This is a genomic window from Streptomyces sp. NPDC057654, assembly GCF_042800135.1.
Taxonomy (GTDB): Bacteria; Actinomycetota; Actinomycetes; order Streptomycetales; family Streptomycetaceae; genus Streptomyces.
Genome location: NZ_JBHVHQ010000944.1, coordinates 1 through 3154, shown reverse-complemented (window position 1 = coordinate 3154; position 3154 = coordinate 1). Strand labels below are relative to the sequence as shown.

At 73.2% G+C, this 3154-nt stretch carries 3 protein-coding genes and 1 pseudogene; all 4 read right to left on the bottom strand.

All coding sequences use genetic code 11. From position 1 onward, the window contains the following. A partial coding sequence (gene mshC / locus ACFU99_RS38670) for a cysteine--1-D-myo-inosityl 2-amino-2-deoxy-alpha-D-glucopyranoside ligase (RefSeq protein ID WP_384401899.1) occupies window positions 1-1134 on the bottom strand: 1134 nt, incomplete at its 3' end. 95 nt (window positions 1135-1229) lie between these two features. After that, window positions 1230-2213, bottom strand: a complete 984-nt coding sequence (locus ACFU99_RS38665) for an SCO1664 family protein (protein WP_384401896.1) — start codon at window positions 2211-2213, stop codon at window positions 1230-1232. Then, window positions 2177-2767, bottom strand: coding sequence for a DUF3090 domain-containing protein (locus tag ACFU99_RS38660; RefSeq protein ID WP_078643298.1), 591 nt, complete (start codon window positions 2765-2767; stop codon window positions 2177-2179). The genes ACFU99_RS38665 and ACFU99_RS38660 overlap by 37 nt, the downstream gene beginning before the upstream one ends. A 245-nt stretch (window positions 2768-3012) precedes the next feature. Beyond that, window positions 3013-3154: pseudogene (locus ACFU99_RS38655) on the bottom strand (phosphoglycerate mutase); the annotation flags it as partial.

Sequence of the window (3154 nt, the reverse complement as noted above, 5' to 3'; positions counted from 1 at the left end):
GCGGTCGACCGCCGCGAGCGCGGCCGGCGCGTCGAGGTCGTCCGCGAGCGCTTCGCGGATCTCCTCGACGAGCGCGTCGGCCGACGGCCCGTCGGGGCGCGACACGGCGGCGCGCCAGCGGCCGAGCCGCTCCACGGCCTCGGCCAGGACGCCGTCCGTCCACTCCCAGTCCGCGCGGTAGTGGTGGGCGAGGAGCGCGAGCCGGATGGCGACGGGGTCCACGCCGTCCCGGCGCAGCTGGGAGACGAAGACGAGGTTGCCCTTGGACTTGGACATCTTCTCGCCGTCCAGGCCGACCATACCGGCGTGCACATACGCCTTGGCGAAGGGGAATTCGCCGGTCAGCGCCTGGGCGTGGGAGGCGCCCATCTCGTGGTGCGGGAAGGCGAGGTCGGAGCCGCCGCCCTGCACGTCGAAGCCCATGCCGAGGTGGTCGAGGGCGATGGCCACGCACTCGATGTGCCAGCCGGGGCGGCCCTGGCCGAGCGAGGCGCCGTCCCAGCTGGGCTCGCCCTCGCGGGCGGCCATCCACAGCATCGGGTCAAGCGGGTTCTTCTTGCCGGGCCGCTCGGGGTCGCCGCCGCGCTCGGCGGAGAGCAGCCGCATGGCCTCGGCATCGAGCCCGGAGACGCCGCCGAAGTGCGGGTCCGACTCGACGGAGAAGTAGGTGTCGCCGTCGAGTTCGTAGGCGGCGCCGATGTCGCGCAGCCGCTCGACGAGGGGGACGATGCCGGGTATGGATTCGACGGCGCCGACGTAGTGCTGGGGCGGGAGCATGCGCAGGGCGGTCATGTCCTCGCGGAACAGGGCCGTCTCGCGCTCGGCGAGGGCTGTCCAGTCCTGGCCGTCGCGCACGGCCCGCTCCAGCAGCGGATCGTCGACGTCGGTGACGTTCTGGACGTACTGAACCTGCCGCTTGGTGTCGAGCCACACGCGCTGCACGAGGTCGAACGCGTTGTAGGTCGCCGCGTGCCCCATATGGGTGGCGTCGTAGGGCGTAATGCCGCAGACGTAGATACGGGCGACGGGACCGGGGGCGAGGGTGACTCGGCCGCCGGTCGCGGTGTCGTGGATTCGGAGGTCGCGGCCACTGCCAGGCAGGGCGGGCACCTCAGAAGCGGGCCAGGCATACATGTCTTGAGCGTAACCGGATGCAGTGTCCGTATACGAACCGGATACGGTCGTTGGCTGGTTACGCGGTCTTGCGCGGGCCTCGGCCGCGTGCTGGGTCAGACCGGCGGCCAGGGGATCGCGGGCCACTCCCCGCTGGGCGCGGGGTGCCGCCCGGTCCGCAGAAGATCGGCGACGCGGCCTCTGAGGGCCTCGATCTCGGCAGCGGTGATCAGCTCGGCCAGACGGGCGACGAGCGGCCCTCCGTCGGCCAGGTCGGCCGAAAGTCGCCGCAGCGCCTCCAGGGCGTCCGCCGGCAGCGGCTCGCCCGCCCAGCCCCACAGCAGGGTGCGCAGCTTGTCGTCCGCGTTGAAGGTCACGCCGTGGTCGATGGCGTAGAAGCGGCCGTCGGAGGCGGGCAGGAGGTGGCCGCCCTTGCGGTCGCCGTTGTTGATCACGGCGTCGAGCACGGCGAGCCTGCGCAGCCGTACGTCGTCCGCGTGGACCAGCAGCGCGGTGCGGCCCTCGCCGACCTCGGCGAAGCCGATGGCCTTCCAGCCGGGGCCGGGCTCCTCGGCCTCGATCAGCGCCAGCAGCCCGGCGGCGGCGCCGAGCCCAATGCCGTCCCCGTCGGAGCGCTCGCCGTCCGCCGAGTCCGTCGAGTCCGTCGAGTCCGCCGAGTCCGCCGAGTCCGCCGAGTCCGCCGAGTCCGCCGAGTCCGCCGAGTCCGCCGAGTCCGCCGAGGAAGCGTCCTCGCCTTCCTCGTCCTCCGACGGCTCGATCCACAGCTGGCACATGCCCTGCCCGTACGGGCCGTCGCGCAGCACGGTCTGCGGGATCAGGCTCCAGCCCATGGCCTCGGACAGCTCGTACGCCGCCACCTCGCGCTGCGCGAGGGTGCCGTCGGGGAAGTCCCACAGCGGGCGCTCCCCCGCCACCGGCTTGTACACACAGGCCGCGCTGCGGCCCTCGTGCGCGACCGTGCAGTACAGCACCGCGTTGGACGCCTCCCGCACCCTCCCGTGCACCGTCAGCTCGCCGAGCGTCAGCAGCTCCGGCGGCGGCGTCACGCCCCGCGGCGATATCCGTTCTGGCGCGGGCATACGTGTCCCTCCGGGTCGAGCGGCAGACTGCACAGCGGGCACGGCGGGCGGCCGGCGTTGACGAGTTCCAGGGCGCGCTTGGCGAATTCGCGGGCCATCAGCCCGGTGAGCCGTACGCGGAGCATCGGCGGGCCGTTCGCCTCGTCCTGGAGCAGCCGCTCCTCGGCCTCGGCGAGGTCTTCCTCGGAGTCGGCGTCGAGCTCGACGAGGGCCTGCGCCTCGACCACCATGCGCTGCTCCTCGCCGTCCCAGGCCAGGGCCATGGTGCCGACCCGGAACTCCTCCTCGACGGGAGTGTCCAGGGGCGCGGTGTCGGCGACCTCGGCGGGGGCGACGGCGGGCACGGGGGCGTTGCCGCCGGTGCGGCGCACCACCTCGTCGAGGAGTTCGTCGATGCGCTCGGCGAGCGCCTCGACCTGCGTCTTCTCCAGGGCGACGCTGGTCGTCCGGCCGGCCGCGGTGGCTTGCAGGAAGAAGGCACGGCGGCCAGGCAGCCCGACCGTGCCGGCGACGAAGCGGTCCGGCGGGTCGTAGAGGAACACCTGACGGGACAACGTCCTGCTCCATTTTGTCGTCGACTGCGGATGTACGGCTTTACGAGATGTACGGCTTTACGAGATGTGCGTGCTGTGCGTGCTGTGCGGATATAGGGCTGTTGACGGCGCTGAGGCCGACGGGCGGGCGGTGCGGCTGAGACGGTGCTCGATCGCGCGGTGCTGCCCGCGGTACCGGTCCGGCGACGCGCCGGTCCGGCGGCCGAGCGGGCGGCGCCGCGCCACTACCCTACTGCGCCCGTCGATCACGGTGCTCCGGAGCCGCCGCCCACCGCCGCGTCACCCGCCGTGCCGCCCTCGGCGGGCGGTCCCTCGGGCGGCTGGAGGCCGCCGAAGTCGCCGGTGTCGCCGAGGCGCAGCAGGAACGGCCGCAGCCGGGTGTAGCGG

Excerpts from the sequence above, each read along its gene's own strand:
- ACFU99_RS38665 (WP_384401896.1), bottom strand. The coding sequence starts at position 2,213 with ATGCCCGCGCCAGAACGGATATCGCCGCGGGGCGTGACGCCGCCGCCG.